We start from the raw sequence: 14,501 nt of genomic DNA, 5'->3' as shown, positions 1-14,501 counted from the left end.
CCCATGCGCCCGCCGCGTGACGTAGCGCTAGATCCTGGCCGGCCATGGCGATCATGACGCCCCGCCCGCCATCGTCCGGTCCGCCCCGCCCGGCGGATCACCCGGTCAGCGGTCCATACGGTGGTCCGGTTTCCCGTCCACAGGTCTTGACAGGTGATGTGCACGCTGGGTTACATGACCGTGCACAAAGCTGACCGAATGTTCGGTAGGCAGCCGTGGCTACGGAAGTGCGGGAGGCAGGGATGAGCAGCGACCTGACCGCTGCCGCGGGTCCGCGGCGGCGCGTGGGCGAGGCGCCGCCGCCGGAACTGCTGGACGACGGTGAGCGGTTGAGCAGCAACGAGCTGGCGCGTCTGCAACTCACCAGGCTCCAGGCCACGTTGCGGCACGCCTACGACCATGTCGAGATGTACCGGCGCAAGTTCGACGCGGCCGGGGTGACGCCCGAGGACTGCCGTACGCTGGCGGACCTTGCCCGGTTCCCGTTCACCACCAAGGCCGATCTGCGTGAGCACTACCCGTTCGGCACGTTCGCCGTCCCGATGGCCGAGGTGCGCCGCATCCACGCCTCGTCGGGGACCACCGGCCGCCCCACCGTGGTCGGCTACACCGAGCGCGATCTGTCGGTCTGGGCCGATGTCGTCGCCCGCTCGATCCGGGCCGCCGGAGGCCGCCCGGGCCACAAGGTGCACATCGCCTACGGCTACGGCCTGTTCACCGGCGGGCTGGGCGCCCACTACGGCGCCGAGCGGGCGGGGTGCACGGTCATCCCGGCCTCCGGCGGCATGACGGCGCGTCAGGTGCAGCTCATCTCGGACCTCCAGCCCGAGATCATCATGGTCACCCCCTCCTACATGCTCACCCTGCTCGACGAGTTCGAACGCCAGGGCGTCGACCCGTGCGGCACGTCGCTGCGGGTCGGGATATTCGGCGCGGAGCCGTGGACGGAGGAGATGCGGCGGGAGTTGGAGGAGCGGCTGGACCTGCACGCGGTCGACATCTACGGATTGTCCGAGGTGATGGGTCCCGGGGTGGCCCAGGAATGTGTGGAGACCAAGGACGGGCTGCACGTCTGGGAGGACCACTTCTACCCGGAGGTGGTCGACCCGATCACCGACGAGGTGATGCCCGCCGGGCAGAGCGGCGAGCTGGTGTTCACCTCGCTCACCAAGGAGGCGGTGCCGGTCATCCGCTACCGCACCAGGGACCTGACCCGGCTGCTGCCGGGCACGGCGCGTCCGGCGTTCCGCCGGATCGAGAAGATCACCGGGCGCTGCGACGACATGATCATTCTGCGTGGGGTCAATGTCTTCCCGAGCCAGATCGAGGAGATCGTGCTGACCACGCCCGGTGTCGCCCCGCACTTCCAGGTGGAGCTCAGCCGCCGCGGCCGGATGGACCACATGACGCTGCGCGTCGAGGCCCGCCCGGACACCGCTCCGCTGCTTCGCGCCACCGCGGCGACGGCCATCGCCCAGGCCGTCAAGGACGGCGTGGGTGTGACGGTGGAGGTCACGGTGGTGGACCCCGGAACGCTGGAGCGGTCAATGGGCAAGATACGGCGGGTGGTTGACCGGCGCACGGCCTAGGCGCTCCGCTGGGGGTTGCCACGAAATGCCGTCGATCGTCGGCAGCCGTCCTGGCAGGTCGCGCCCACGCGGCGGAGCCGCACATGAACACAGCCCCGCGCCCCTTCAAGGCGCTACCGAACCGCACCGACTTTCCCTTAGCGCCCGGAGTGGGTGCGCCGCGCGGGCGCCACTGGGTCGGCGCGCACCCTGAGGGCGCCGTGCCGGTCGGGCCTGCCGGAGACGTGCCGTCGTCGCCGGGTCGCCGTCATTTGGCTTGCGGACGCTGCTCAGTGGCTGAATAGCGATCTTGGAGTGTCCCGTTCCGTATGCCAAGATCACGTTCTGGGCGATCCGGGCGCTTCAGGCCTCGTCCCAGCACCGCCGCAGGCCTCAGACCGATAGGGACCGACATGTCCGTGCAGACGCCGATCCCGCCGCCCCCTCCGGGACGACCCGAACGGCCCGGGCCGTTGCTGCGCGTCCTGGGGCCGATGTCCGTCCAGTACGACGGGCACGACCTCCCGCTCGGCCCACCGCGGCGCCGGGCACTGCTCGCCCTGCTGGTGATACGGCTCGGCCGGGTCGTACCCACCGAGCTGCTGGTCGAGGAGCTGTGGGGCGACGAGCCCCCGCGGCATCCCGTCGCCACGCTGCAGAGCCATGTCTCCCGACTGCGCCGGGTACTCGACCCGGCCGCCGAGCAGGGCAGCCCCTCGCCGCTGCGCTACCAGGCACCCGGATACCTGCTGCACCTCGAACCGGAACAGGTCGACGTCTGCCGCTTCGAGCAACTGGTCCACGCCGGACGGCAGTTGCTCGGCCGACGGGAGCCGCTCGCCGCACGCGAACGGCTCGCCGAGGCGCTGCGGTTGTGGCGGGGCTCCCCCTACACCGAGTTCACCGCCCACCCACCGCTGGCGGATGAGTGCACCCGCCTTGAGCAACTCCGGCTCACCGCGGTGGAGTCGTACGCCGAGGCCAGGCTCGCCCTCGGCGCGGCCGACGAGGTGGCGGCCGACCTCGACCGGGAGGTTCGACGGCATCCGGCGCGCGAACGACTCGTCGGCCATCTGATGACCGCGCTGTCCCGCCTGGGGCGCCAGGCCGAAGCGCTGGAGGTGTACGAGCGGACCCGCACCCACCTGGTCGAGGAGTTCGGGGTGGACACCGCGGCGGAACTCCAACGGGTGCGCATCGCCATCCTGCGCCAGGAGCACGAGCCGGAGGACCCGCCAGCCGAGCCCGCCGGGGCCGACAACACCCCGCCCCCACCGGCCGAACGCACCGCACCCGCACCCCTGGAGCCCGCGGCCCGGTCCCCGTTCACCGGCCGGGACCAGGAGTTGCACCGCCTGGTGACCGCGGCGGCCGGTGCGATCACCGGGCACGGGCATGTGGCCGCGGTGCTCGGCCCCGCCGGGGTCGGCAAGACCCGGTTGCTGATGGAGTTGGCTCCCCGGCTGCGGACCGCGGCGCGGGACGTGGAAGTGGTCTGGAGCCACTGCTTCCCCGGTGAGGGCGTTCCGCCCTACTGGCTGTGGACCCAGGTGCTGCGCCAGCTTTCGGCCAGCCGACCGGACGCCTTCCGTACCGCGACAGCCCCCTTCGACGCGCTGCTGGCACCACTGCTGCCCGAGCGGTGGGCCCGAACCGTGGAGGCGCAGGATCCCGAAGTCGACTGGGCGCAGGCCCGGTTCCTCACCCACTACGCGGTCTGCGAGGTGCTGCTCACGCTCGCCGCGAAGCGCCCGCTGCTACTGCTCCTGGAGGATCTGCACTGGGCCGACACCGCCTCGCTGGACCTGCTCAGGGTGCTCAGCACCCGCCGCCAGGGTCATCCGCTGAGCGTCGTACTGACCGCCCGGGACTTCGAGATCGAGTCCGACGCCGCGAAGTCCCGGATGCTGACCGAGATCCTCAGGGGCCCGCGGACCGAGACACTGCGGCTGCGCGGGCTGTGCCGGGACGCCGTGGCGACCCTGGTGCAGGCGCAGGCAGGGCCGGGGGTGCGGGCGGAGGTCGTGGAGGCGCTGCACCAGCGCAGCAAGGGCAATCCGTACTTCCTGACGCAGTTCCTCTCCCTGCTCGGTGACGTGCGGCGGCTGCACGAGCCCGGCGCCGCGAGCGTGCTGCTCGACCGGATACCCACGGGTGTGCGCGAGGTTTTACACCAGCGGTTCAGCGCGCTTGAGGAACCGGTCCTGCACGTGCTCCACCTGTGCGCCGTCATCGGCACCGAGGTCGACACGGATCTGCTGCACCGCACCGCGGCCGAGGACGCGCCGGTCACCGCGGCCCTGGAGGCGGCGATCCGGGCCGACCTGCTCGGTGAGGACCCGCACCACCCCGGCCGACTGCACTTCGCGCACGCCCTGGTGCGAGAGACGCTGATCGACGAACTCGACCGCGCGGAACGCGAACTACTGCACGCCCGGGTCGCCGAGGCGCTGCACGCCAGGGGGCGCGGACAGGTGGGCGGGGAGGAGATCGAGCGGGTCGCCCACCACAGCTGGCACGCCAAGGGCGCGCTACCGGCACGTCGGGCGCTGCCCCGGCTGCTGCGCGCCGCGGAGCACGCCGAGCAGCACCTGGCGTACGAGCAGGTCGAGACCTGGCTGCGCCGCGCGGTGCAACTAGTGGGCGCTCTGCCACCGGACGACGCTTCGGCCGCGCATCTGGAACAGCGGCTGCACATCCAGCTCGGCCAGGTGCTGGCCACCGTCCGCGGCTACGGCGACGCCGAGGCCGAGGCGGCACTCGACCGGGGCCGGGCGCTGAACTCCGTCACCGGCACGCCCGAGGACCCGTCGGTGCTGTGGGCGCTGTGCGCGGCGCTGCTGGTCACCGGGCGCTACGACGAGTCGCGTGAGCACTCCGGCCTGCTCCGGGAGATCGCCGACCGCACCCGGCACCCGGTGGCGCTGTTGGGCGCCGCGTACGGCGAGGGCATCGTGCTGCACGTGCGCGGTCAACTCCCCGAAGCGCTCGGCGAACTCGAGCGGGCCGTCCGCACGGCGGATCGTTCCACCCGGCAAGGCCACGCGATGGCCCGGACGTTCCAGCACGATCCCCGGGTCTCGTGCCGCTCCTACAACGCCTTCACCCACTGGCTGCTGGGCGACCACGACACCGCCGCCGAGCGCCGCCGTGAGCTGCTCAGCCTCACCGAGTACGAGAGCAGACCGTCCGACCGCGCCTTCGCCCTGTACGTGGACGCGGTACTGGCCGCCTGGGAGGGCGATGTGCACACGGCGCGCACCTCCAGCGCCGAGGGGGCGCGGGTGGCGGGCGAACACGGGCTGGTCTACTGGAAGGCGATGCTGCAGGTGCCCGAGGGATGGGCGCTCACCCACGGCGAGCGGCAGGCGGACGGCATCGCGCTGATGCGCACATCGCTGGCCGAACTGCACCGGTCGCGCTCCAAGTTGCGCCTGCCGCTGCATCTGGGCCTGCTCGCCCAGGCCCAGCACCACGCCGGGCGGCACAAGGAGGCCGAGGACACCCTGCGCAGGATGCTCGCGGTCATCGAACACCGCCGGGAGCATGTCTACCTGCGCCCCGAACTGCCCGCGACACGCCTGCTCCAGGAGCTCATGGGTGAGTGACCTGGCAAGGCGTCCGGGAGGCGGGGCGCCCGGAGGGTGCTGGGCAGCACGGTCTGGATAGGCGGCCGCCAGGCCGCCAACGCCGCGCGATCGGTCCTGCCCGAGGGGCTGATCGGCAACTCCGGAAGCCGCACGAAGCGGGTCGGCGCCATGTGTACGGGCAGTTCGGCGCGGGCGTGCGCGGACAGCCGGGTGCCCAGGTCCACCTGGGCCGAGGTGCGCACCGTGTAGAAGGCCGTCATCATCGGTTCGCCCACGCCGCTGCTGGTTGTGACCACGACGAGTTCCCGCACTCCCGGTGCCTGCCGCAACACGGTCTCCACCTCGCCAAGTCCGAAGCGCGGTCCGTTGGTCCGCACCTCGTCCTCGACCCGCCCGGCGTAGTACAGCCTGCCGTCGCCGCGCATACGGGCGAGGTCCCCGGTGCGGTGGTACCGCTCGGTCGGGCGGCCGGTGGCCAACCCGGCACCGGACAGATGGATCTCGCCGATCTCTCCGGGACGGATCGGCTGACCGCCCTCCCCCAGCACGGCCAACTCCACCCCCTCCAGCGGTTCTCCGAGATCGGCGAGCGGCTCCGGCGGTTGGGTGCCGTCCAACTCCTCATCGGTCAGCGGGCGGTGGGCGGCGAAGCAGGTCGCCTCGGTGAGGGCGTAGGTGCTGACGAACCGGCTGGCCGTTCCGAAGGCGCGCCGCCAGCAGCGTATGTCCCGTATGTCGATCGGCTCGCTGGCGAGGAACACATGGCGCGGTACCGGGACTTCGCCGACCCAGGCAGCCGTGGCGCGGACCAGGTGGCGGAAGACCGAGGGCACCGCGGTGAGGACCGTCACCCGCTCGCGGGCCAGCAGGTCGAGGGTGGCCCGCGGGGAAGCCGCCACCTCCCGTGGCACCACCACCAGCGTTCCGCCGCGCAGCAGGGCGCCCCAGATCTCCCAGACGGACAGGTGGAAGGCGAAGGAGTGGAGCGAGGTCCACACGTCCTCGGCGCCGAGTTCGTACCGTTCGCCGCAGGCGCGCACCAGCGCCAGCACGTTGCGGTGCGGTACCGGCACGGCGTTGGGCGGGCCGGACGCACCCGAGGTGTAGAGGACGTAGGCGGGTGCGTCGGGGGTGACCGCCACTTCCGGCGGCCGTGCCTCGGCCGCTGGCGGTACGTCGTCGGCCAGGTCCTGGTCGGTGAGGATCAGGGCCGGTTCGGCGTCCAGCGCCATGCGGCGCAGCCTCTCGGCGGGATACGCCGGGTCCAACGGCACATAGGTGTGGCCGCACTTGAGAACCGCCAGCATCGCGACGACCATCCGCACACCGCGCTCCAGCCGCAGCCCGATCCGCGCTCCCGGCCGTGGACAGTGCTGGTGCAGCCGGGCGGCGAGCGCGTCGGCGCGACGCCGGGTCTCGGCGTACGTCAGGGACTCCCGCGCGTCGCGCAGTGCGGTCCGGTCGGGCGTGCGGGCGGCCTGCTCGTCGAACAGGCCGTGGATGGTGGCGTGTTCCGTGCGGACGCGGTGGCTCATGGCTGGTGGCCTTCACAGGTTCTGGGCGGCGGCTTGTCAGGCCGCCGGTGCGGGTGAAGCCGACGCCAAGGAGTGTGCCGGATCCGGCTTGCGGACAGCTTGTCGTCCCGCTTGCCGTCCTTGTGTCTTCCTCGGCTGTTCCTGATCGCGTCACCACGAAGGCCGGGCGGGTGAAAAGCCCGGCTGGTGACCGAGCGGCTTTCCCGCCCTTGACACGAGCCGCATCACGAGCAGCCTCTATGTCCGGTTTGCTATGCGTTTCGGCCCCCTTCAGGTTCGCCTCTTGCAGGATCCTGACGCCCGCTGCCGGATGCTCCGGGAAGACCGGCCCGGCAGGATGCGGCGAGACAGCGACAAGTCCACGCCCGCACCGACATCAGGTCCGGTGGGCATTCGGGTGGCTTGACCAACCAGCCTGGAGGGGCCACCGGATGGCGCTGCGCACCAAGGAAACCGAAGGAGGAACCCCGTTTCGTGACCAGTACCGCGACCACGACCCGCGAGCACCATCGCGTACTGCACAGCACGGATCTGCTGGAACTCACCGACGGCCTGGTCGCCATCCGCTCCGTGAGCGGTAACGAGCGGGAGCTGGCCGACCTAGTGGAACGCCGCCTGCTGGACCGCGCGCCCGACCTGACCGTGCGGCGCATCGGCAACAACGTCATCGCCCGCACCGGCAAGGGCGCCCAGCAGCGCATCGTTCTCGCCGGGCACCTCGACACCGTCCCGGAGTTCCCGCCCGGCAGCCGCGCCACGAACGGCGCTCCCGAGACGGTCCGCGGCCTCGGCGCCGTGGACATGAAGGGCGGGGTGGCCGTCATGCTGGCGCTCGCCGAGCGGGCGAAGGACAGCGGGTTCGACCTGACCTTCCTGTTCTACGACAAGGAGGAGATCGGCTCGCGCCGGAGCGAAACCAACCTGCTCCTCACCGACTACCCCTATCTGCTGGGCGGCGATCTGGCGATCCTGCTGGAACCGACCAACGGCCGCGTCGAGGCCGGATGTCAGGGCAACCTGGTGGTGGACCTCGGCTTCGACGGCGTGCGGGCGCACACCGCCCGCCCATGGCAGGGCGTCAACGCCATCCACCGTGCGGCGGTCGCGCTGGCCAGGATCAGCGGTTTCGTCCCTGAGCCCGTCGACATCGACGGACTGGTCTACCGGCAGGCCCTCTGCGTGGTCGGTGTCGACGGCGGTGTGCAGGGCGATGTGGTGCCCGACCACTGCTCGGTGCGGGTCAACTACCGGCACGCGCCCACCCTGGACAGTGCGGCGGCGCTGGATGTCGTCACCGGGCTCGCCCCGGAGGCCGACCGCGTCCGGGTGGTGCTCTCGTCGCCGCCCGCGCCGCCCGCTCTGGCCCATCCGCTGGTGGCACAGGCGTGCGCGGCGGCGGGGGGCGAGATCAAGCCGAGGCTGGGCTGGTCGGACGTGGGCAGGTTCGCCGCCCATGGCATTCCGGCGATCAACTTCGGCCCGGGGGACCCCGAACTCGCCCACACCCCACGCGAGTTCGTCAGCCGCGACGCGCTGGAAACCTGCTACACCGCCTTGCTGGCGTTCCTCGCCCACGGAGCCGAACGACCGATCCGTTGAGGGGCACACACGCCATGCGTCACACCACGCCCAGATCCCACGGGGTGTCGAACAGGGCTGCCGGGCGCCGCGCGCGATGGAAGCCGACGGGCTCCGCACGGTCTGACCAACTGGTGTGCTGGTAGCGTGAGTTGGTGATCACTTGCATGCTCGCCCGGGCGTTCGTGAACGCCGACGGCGCACACGGCAACCCCGCCCTGATCGTGGTCGAACCGGCCGACGCGCCCGTCACCAGCGAGGAGCGGCAGGCCCTGGCCACCCGGCTCGGCATTCCGGCCACCGTGTTCGTGCGCGATGCCGAGCGCGGTCTGGTCGACATCCACAGTTCGTACGGCCAGCTGATCCGCTTCGGCGGGCACCCGCTGCTGGCCGCCGTGGAAGTGCTGCACCGGCTGGGCACACCGGTCACGGAACTGGTGCCGCGGGCCGGTGCCGTCGCCTGTCGACGTGACGACGACGGCACGGTGTGGCTGACGGCGCCCGCCGCCTGGTCCAAGCCGTGGCGCCACTACGAGATGGCCAGCCCGCAGGAGATCGACGCGTTGACCGGGCTGCCCGAGGGGGAGGACTTCACCCAGGTGTGGTCATGGCTGGACCGGGAGGCCGGTCAGGTGCGGGCCAGGCTGTGGGCGCCGCGGATCGGCAAGGGCGAGGACGAGGCGTGCGGCAGCGCGTCCATGCTGCTGACGCTGAAGCTCGGCCGTGCCCTGCGGGTGGTGCACGGCAGGCACCGGGCGGTCATCATGACCCGGCCGGTGGACGGCGTCCGGGTGGAACTCGGCGGGCGCTGCGTCGTCGACCAGCCCGGCGCCGGGATCCGGGACGCCGTCGCCGAGCTCTACGGGCGGTGAACCCCGGCGGGCACCACCAGGTCCGCCGTCAGGTCGTCCAGGGTCGCCGCGCCGACCAGGGCCATCGCCAACTCGGTCTCCCTGCGCAGCGTCTGGACGACGTCCCGTACTCCGTCCGCGCCGCCGACGGCCAGGCCCCACACGTACGGACGGCCGATGGCCACCGCGTCGGCGCCGAGGGCGAGCGCCTTGACCACGTCGGTTCCGCGGCGGATGCCCCCGTCGACGATGACCGGCACCCTACCCGCCACCCGCTCGGCGATGGCGGGCAGGGCGGACAGCGTGGCCGCGGCGGTGTCGAGGTTGCGGCCACCGTGGTTGGAGACCCACACCCCGAAACCGGCGTCGGCCGCGCGCTGCGCGTCCTCGGCCCGCAGGATGCCCTTGGCCAGCACCGGCAGTCCACAGACCGCGCGCAGCCGTTCCAGGTCGTCCCAGCCCACCGCGGGATCGATCCGCGGATCGTGGATCGCGCCGTGCGTCGAACTGCCCTGGACATGGGCGAGGTTGGCCGGTGTGCCGTGGGAGGGCAGTGCGAAGCCGTTGCGCAGGTCCCGCTCGCGCACTCCGGTGACCGGTGTGTCGACGGTGACCACACAGGCCCGGGCGCCCGCGGCCGCCGCCCTGCGCACCAGTTCCGCGGTGAGCGCGCGGTCCCGTTGCACATAGAGCTGGAACCACCAGGGGCCGGTGGCCGTGGCGCCGATCTCCTCAACCGTCTGCGAGGAGAAGGTGCTCACGGTCATCAACGCCCCTGCCGCGGCGGCCCCGTGGGCGGTGGCGGCCTCGGCGCCGGGGTGGAACAGGCGGTGCGAGGCGGCCGGGGCCAGCAGGATCGGCGAGTCCAGGGCGGTGCCGAACACCGAGCAGCCGGTGTGCGCGCCCACGTGGCCCGCCAGCACCCGGGGCAGCAGGGCCAGTCGCTGGTAGGCCTCGTGGTTCCAGCGGACGGTGTGCTCGTCCGCCGCACCGCCCTCCAGGTAGTCGAAGGCCGCCGTGGGCAGGATCTTGAGGGCCGCCGCACGGTAGTCGGCGAGGTTCAGCGGGGCGGCGCCCCGCGGGCGGTCGGTGGCCGCCTGCGGGGTGCTGGCGACGGTGGTGCCGGTCACACCGTCTCCCCGTCGGCCGCCCGCAGCCGCAGCTGGAACTCCAGCCGCTCTACGGCCTGCCGGGCGGCGGCCACCGCCTCGTCGGCCGTGTCCCCGAGGGCGCGCGCGTAGGCGATCCGGGACTCGGAGGACTCCAGGGTGCCGCAGCTGCCACCGGGGCGGACCAGCAGCTCGACCTCGGTGACCCGGTGCGTCCGCCGGGCGTCCTCAAGCCCGTGGACTTCGGTCAGTTCACCGGCGGCGGGTGATGCCGCGAACCAGATCGCGGAGCTGCGGCCGGGCCGCTGCTCGGCGAGCGTCTGCCTGATGCCGGGCAGCACCCGCTCCCCCACCGTCTGCCGCACCACGCACTCGGCGATGTCGACACCGGTGGCGTCCAGTGCCAGGGCCGGGATCTCGTCGCCGCCCATCCGGACATGGGTCTCGATCACCTTCGGCCCCGCCTCGCCCAGTACGAGCTCGGTGTGGGTGGCGCCGCTCGTCACGCCGAGGGTGTCGAGCAACCGCTCCACGTAGGTGTGCACTTCCTTTTCCTGAAGGACCGTCAGTTCGGCTGGTGCGACATGGCCGAGTTCTACGAAGGTGACCGGATCGGAGAACTTCCGGGTGATCGCGACGACCTGGTGCTCACCGTCCTCCGAGAACGCCTCCACGCTGAACTGCGGTCCCTCATGGAACTGTTCGACCAGCACACCGGCGTCGGGCAGCCCGTCGAACCTGTCGCTGGCCCGCGCGAAGGCCGCCGCCAGCGCGCCCTCCTCGCGTACCACCGCGACACCGGCGCTGCCCGCGCCGCGTACCGGCTTCACCACGCAGGGCAGTCCGTGTTCGGCCACGAAGTCCCGCAGTTCGGCCGGGTCGGCCACCAGGGCGGAGGCGGTGGTGTCGACTCCGGCTTCCCGCAGCCGGGCGCGCATGGCGTGCTTGTCGTGCACCAGGGCCACGGTCCGCGGGGAATGCGTCGGGATGCCGAGCGCCTCGCCGATCGCGGCGCAGCGGTCCTGGTCGCGCTCGCCGAAGGTGGCGATCCGGGTGAACGGATGCCGGGCGTGCGCGGCGGAGGCGAGTTCGATCCACTCCTCGTCCGGTGCGTCATGGCGTACCGCGATCACCCGGGTGTGCTCGGTCAACTCCCTTAGCTTGGAGACGTATTCCAGTCGGCAGATCACCGAGGTGCGCGTGCCGGGCAGGGCGCTTCGCACCCGGGTCGGCAGGTCGCGGCCGCTGCCTACGACGAGAACATGCTCACTCATGGGGTCACCTCGGTGGTTGGGAGGGTTGAGGGCAGGGCCTGGATGTGCCCGGCCCGCTCGGCGAGGCTGCGGCGGGCCGCGGTACGGCAGACCAGTGCGGCGCAGCCGAACGCACCGGCCAGCACCGGCCAGGCGATCAGCCCGGTGGGGAGCAGGACGACGACCAGCAGGGTGGGTCCGACCACCTTCTGCCCGGTGAGGGAGAGGCTGAAGGCGCCGAGGTAGCGGGCGCGGGCGGCGGGCGGCGCCAACTCGGAGGACAGTTCCCAGGCGGCGACCGAGTGCAGGTTCTCGGCGACCGAGAGCATCACCACCGCCATCAGCGCCGCGGCCACCGCCACACCGGTGGACTGCGCCTGGCCGAGCGCGAAGAACCCGCAGCACGCCATCATCAGCGCACCGGCCAGCACCAGCAGCCGGACCGCGGCGGCCGCGGTCTCGGCGAACCGGGCGACATAGACCTGGAGCACCACGGTGAGCACGGTGTTGACGGCCATCAGCACCGGCACCCAGGCGGAGGCGATCGAGGTGTGCTGGATCACCCACACCGGCAGCAGCACGACCAGCACGGTGTCGTAGAGCGACAGTACGCCGTTGCCGACCGTGAAGACCATGAACCACCAGTCGCGCAACGGCGATCGGACCACCTCGGGCCGCTGCGCGGCGCCGCCTGGGGCGGGTTCGCGCCGTACGGTCGTCCCGGTGCGGGCCAGCGCCAGCCGTACCGTGCCCGCCACGACCAGGAAGGAGACGCCGTTGGCGAGGAAGAGGACGGTGAACGCGCCCCTGCTGCTCGACGCGAAGACCGCGCCCGCCAGCAGGAAGCCGACGGTCAGGCCGATGTTGCGCACGGCACGGATGGAGGCCATCGTCCGGGTGCGGTCGCCGCCGCCGATCGCGGCGGTCACCACGGCCTGCTGGATCGGGGTGCTTGACCGGTCCAACGCGGTGAGCAGCACGGTCAGTACCAGATAGGCGGGGTAGCCGGTGACGAACGCGTAGGCGCTGTAGCCCAGTCCGCGCAGCAGGAGCAGAACCATGTAGAACGTGCCGGTGCCCGCCCGGTCGGCGAGCCGTCCCAGCGGCACCGGGGCCAGCAGTGCCAGCGCCCCGGCGAGCGTGGTCGCGAACGCCACCTTGGTGGCGGGGATGCCGACCATGCCGACGAAGTACAAGGTGGCCGACGCGAAGAACATGCCGGTGCCCAGTGAGTCGACGCAGGCGCCCAGGGCCAGCATCCGGCCCGCCGCACCGTCCGGCAGCAGCAGTCCGGCGAGCCGCCGCGCCACCCGGGTCACGGCGCCCCCTTGCCGCCGGGTGCCAGCGCGCACAGCAACTCCAGCGAACGGCGGACATGCGTCGGTGTCGCGGCTTCCGGCGCCGGGCCGCGCAGATGGTTCCAGGCGTACCGGCGTGCGGCGTTGACCAGCAACTCGGCTGTGGCGTCCGGGTGTTCGGCGGTGCGGTTGCGCCCGGCGGCCTGTGCGACGAGTGCGGCCCCGGTGAGCAGTCGGCCGACGCGGTCCACCAGTACCCATCCGGCGGCCGCCACCACGCCCGGCTCGGCGCCCACCCACTCATGGCGGGTGGTGGACAGCCGCTCCAGCGCCTCGTCCACCATGCGCCAGGCCGCCAGCAACCGGCCCTCGGGGGCCGGGCCGAGGAGTTCCCTGGTCCTGAACGTGGCGGCGTCGAAGTGCTCGGCCAGGGTGAGCAGCAGCAGCGCGTGAGCGGCCAGCCGGTGCGCTCTGGCCGGATCCGTGTCGCGGCACCCGGCGGCCAGCGCGGTGTCGCGGGCGAGGAGGTAGCACACACAACGCCGGGCGGCCACCTCGGCGTTGCCGTGCGAGGCGGCGGGCAGCGCCCGCCAGGCGCGGGCGGCCAGCAGGTCGACGGCCCGGTCGGCGGCTTCCTCCCGACGCGAGACCGCCCAGGGGCCGGTGTCGTCGCGCAGTGCCAGTGCCGCGCCGGTCAGCCTGGCGACCGCGGCCTCCAGGGCCGCGAGGCTGCCGGGGGATCCGTCCGCGCGGGCGTCGGCGGGCCGGATCCCGGTGTCGGAGGTGATGCCTGAACTCACGCGTACTCCAGCCAGTGGCGGTAGGTGGGGTTGCGTCCGTGGACCACGTCGGTGAAGGCCTCGCGCAGTTGCTTGGTGACCGGTCCGCAGCCTCCGGCGCCCATCGGTCGGTCGTCGACCGAGGCGACCGGTACCACCTCGGTGGCGGTGCCGGTCAAGAACGCCTCGTCGGCGACGTACAGTTCGCCGCGGGTCAGGCTGCGCTCCTCGACGGTGAGGCCGAAGTCCCGGGCCAGGGTGATGAGGGACTGCCGGGTGATCCCGGGCAGGATGTTGTCGCTGACCGGCGGGGTCACCAGGACCGAGTCGCGCACCGCGAAGACGTTCGCGGCGGAGGCCTCCGCCACGTGACCGGTCGGGGTGAGCAGCAGCGCGTCGTCGTAGCCCGCGCGGATGGCGGCGACCTTCGCCAGCGCCGAGTTGACGTAGGCGCCGGTGGCCTTGGCGAGCGGGGGCACCGAGTGGATGCCGTTGCGCTGCCAGCTGCTGACGGTGAGCCGGCAGCCCTCCTGCTCCGCCTTCTCGCCCAGGTACGAGCCCCAGGGCCAGGCGGCGATGGCCACCCGGGCGCTGTCCAGCTGGGGGGCGACGCCCATGGTGCCGTAGCCGAGGTAGACGATGGGCCGCAGGTAGGCGGAGTCCAGGCCGACGCGGCGCAGCAACTCCAATGCCGCCTCGGTGAGTTGGTCCACCGTGAAGCCGGGATCCATCAGGTAGACCCGGGCGGAGTCGTGCAGCCGCTCCAGGTGTTCGCGCAGCCGGAAGACCGCGGGTCCTTCGGCTGTCGGGTAGGCGCGGATGCCCTCGTAGACGCCCCATCCGTAGTGCAGGCTCGGGGTCAGTACATGGACCTGTGCCTGGTCCCAGGGGACGAACTCGCCGTCCATCCAGATGGTGCCGGTGGGTTGCAGTTTCATCG

10 protein-coding genes are annotated in these 14,501 nt (G+C 72.2%); 4 read left to right on the top strand and 6 right to left on the bottom strand.

Annotated features, from left to right (window positions below; genetic code table 11):
* Nucleotides 1-242 precede the first annotated feature (242 nt).
* Both paaK and NON19_RS04555 read left to right on the top strand, forming a co-directional pair.
* Complete coding sequence (gene paaK, locus NON19_RS04560; RefSeq protein WP_255925277.1) at nt 243-1,589, top strand: phenylacetate--CoA ligase PaaK; 1,347 nt, start codon at nt 243-245, stop codon at nt 1,587-1,589.
* A gap of 392 nt (nt 1,590-1,981) precedes the next feature.
* Nucleotides 1,982-5,176, top strand: a complete 3,195-nt coding sequence (locus NON19_RS04555) for an ATP-binding protein (protein ID WP_255925276.1) — start codon at nt 1,982-1,984, stop codon at nt 5,174-5,176.
* Here the strand turns inward: NON19_RS04555 and NON19_RS04550 are convergent.
* Nucleotides 5,119-6,693 carry an AMP-binding protein gene (locus tag NON19_RS04550; RefSeq protein ID WP_255925275.1) on the bottom strand — a complete coding sequence of 525 codons (1,575 nt, stop codon included), beginning with the start codon at nt 6,691-6,693 and terminating at the stop codon, nt 5,119-5,121. The two genes, NON19_RS04555 and NON19_RS04550, sit on opposite strands and share 58 nt — an antisense overlap.
* A gap of 474 nt (nt 6,694-7,167) precedes the next feature.
* Here NON19_RS04550 and dapE point away from each other — a divergent pair, with 474 nt between their 5' ends.
* Entirely contained in the window at nt 7,168-8,292 is a 1,125-nt protein-coding gene (dapE, locus tag NON19_RS04545) for a succinyl-diaminopimelate desuccinylase (RefSeq protein WP_255925273.1), read from the top strand.
* A gap of 134 nt (nt 8,293-8,426) precedes the next feature.
* Complete coding sequence (locus NON19_RS04540) at nt 8,427-9,143, top strand: PhzF family phenazine biosynthesis protein (RefSeq protein ID WP_255925272.1); 717 nt, start codon at nt 8,427-8,429, stop codon at nt 9,141-9,143.
* Here NON19_RS04540 and NON19_RS04535 read toward each other — a convergent pair.
* Genes NON19_RS04535 through NON19_RS04515 form a run of 5 tightly spaced genes read right to left on the bottom strand, consistent with a single transcriptional unit; the run spans nt 9,131 to nt 14,499 of the window.
* Nucleotides 9,131-10,252 (bottom strand): alpha-hydroxy acid oxidase, encoded by a 1,122-nt coding sequence (locus NON19_RS04535; RefSeq protein WP_255925271.1) that lies wholly within the window; start codon nt 10,250-10,252, stop codon nt 9,131-9,133. The two genes, NON19_RS04540 and NON19_RS04535, sit on opposite strands and share 13 nt — an antisense overlap.
* Nucleotides 10,249-11,505 (bottom strand): ATP-grasp domain-containing protein, encoded by a 1,257-nt coding sequence (locus NON19_RS04530; RefSeq protein ID WP_255925270.1) that lies wholly within the window; start codon nt 11,503-11,505, stop codon nt 10,249-10,251. The genes NON19_RS04535 and NON19_RS04530 overlap by 4 nt, the downstream gene beginning before the upstream one ends.
* Nucleotides 11,502-12,803, bottom strand: a complete 1,302-nt coding sequence (locus tag NON19_RS04525; protein ID WP_255925269.1) for an MFS transporter — start codon at nt 12,801-12,803, stop codon at nt 11,502-11,504. The genes NON19_RS04530 and NON19_RS04525 overlap by 4 nt, the downstream gene beginning before the upstream one ends.
* Complete coding sequence (locus NON19_RS04520) at nt 12,800-13,582, bottom strand: hypothetical protein (protein ID WP_255925268.1); 783 nt, start codon at nt 13,580-13,582, stop codon at nt 12,800-12,802. Before NON19_RS04520 ends, NON19_RS04525 begins: the two co-directional genes overlap by 4 nt.
* Nucleotides 13,579-14,499 (bottom strand): branched-chain amino acid transaminase, encoded by a 921-nt coding sequence (locus NON19_RS04515; RefSeq protein ID WP_255925267.1) that lies wholly within the window; start codon nt 14,497-14,499, stop codon nt 13,579-13,581. Before NON19_RS04515 ends, NON19_RS04520 begins: the two co-directional genes overlap by 4 nt.
* Between the last annotated feature and the right edge of the window lie 2 nt (nt 14,500-14,501).

Origin of the sequence: Streptantibioticus rubrisoli (assembly GCF_024436055.1) — a bacterium.
In the GTDB taxonomy this organism is placed as follows: Bacteria; Actinomycetota; Actinomycetes; order Streptomycetales; family Streptomycetaceae; genus Streptantibioticus_A; species Streptantibioticus_A rubrisoli.
The sequence above is the reverse complement of the archived record's forward strand: the minus strand, read 5'-3'. Positions and strand labels throughout refer to the sequence as shown.

What these genes read in the sequence shown, in the direction of transcription:
- paaK (WP_255925277.1), top strand. Translation starts at nt 243, where the DNA reads ATGAGCAGCGACCTGACCGCTGCCGCGGGTCCGCGGCGGCGCGTGGGC.
- NON19_RS04555 (WP_255925276.1), top strand. Translation starts at nt 1,982, where the DNA reads ATGTCCGTGCAGACGCCGATCCCGCCGCCCCCTCCGGGACGACCCGAA.
- NON19_RS04550 (WP_255925275.1), bottom strand. Translation starts at nt 6,693, where the DNA reads ATGAGCCACCGCGTCCGCACGGAACACGCCACCATCCACGGCCTGTTC.
- NON19_RS04530 (WP_255925270.1), bottom strand. Translation starts at nt 11,505, where the DNA reads ATGAGTGAGCATGTTCTCGTCGTAGGCAGCGGCCGCGACCTGCCGACC.
- NON19_RS04515 (WP_255925267.1), bottom strand. Translation starts at nt 14,499, where the DNA reads ATGAAACTGCAACCCACCGGCACCATCTGGATGGACGGCGAGTTCGTC.